This is a genomic window from Mesorhizobium sp. M1D.F.Ca.ET.231.01.1.1, assembly GCF_003999155.2.
GTDB lineage: Bacteria > Pseudomonadota > Alphaproteobacteria > Rhizobiales > Rhizobiaceae > Mesorhizobium.
In genome coordinates this window covers 1-311 of record NZ_RZOZ02000201.1, presented here as the reverse complement: position 1 = coordinate 311, position 311 = coordinate 1, and the positions used below count along the sequence as shown (strand labels likewise).

The window sequence follows — 311 nt, the reverse complement described above, 5'->3', positions numbered from 1 at the left end:
CCTTGGCGAGAGCGAAAGCGCCCGCGGCCGGTTGCCGTTCGGAGGCCGGGACGTCGATCACATCGAGCAGCGCGCCTGGCCGCCCGTTGGCATAGCCGCGATGTGCCATGGCGACGCTGGCATAGACGTCGGCGTGACCCGCCGCGACGGCTTCGGCTGCTTCGGCCTGTGTTGCGAATATCCTGATCCGTTGCGGCAGCACGCCATTCCGCAGCGCGGTCTGGTGCTGGATCTGGTCCGATATCACTGCGAGCGCGGCGGAGGGGTGCCGAGCGATGGACCGGTAGCCAGTCAAGTCCAGCGGGTTGGCC

The 311-nt window shown here is 68.5% G+C and carries 1 pseudogene; it reads right to left on the bottom strand.

From position 1 onward, the window contains the following. A pseudogene (locus tag EN874_RS32965) lies at positions 1 to 311 on the bottom strand (ABC transporter substrate-binding protein); the annotation flags it as partial.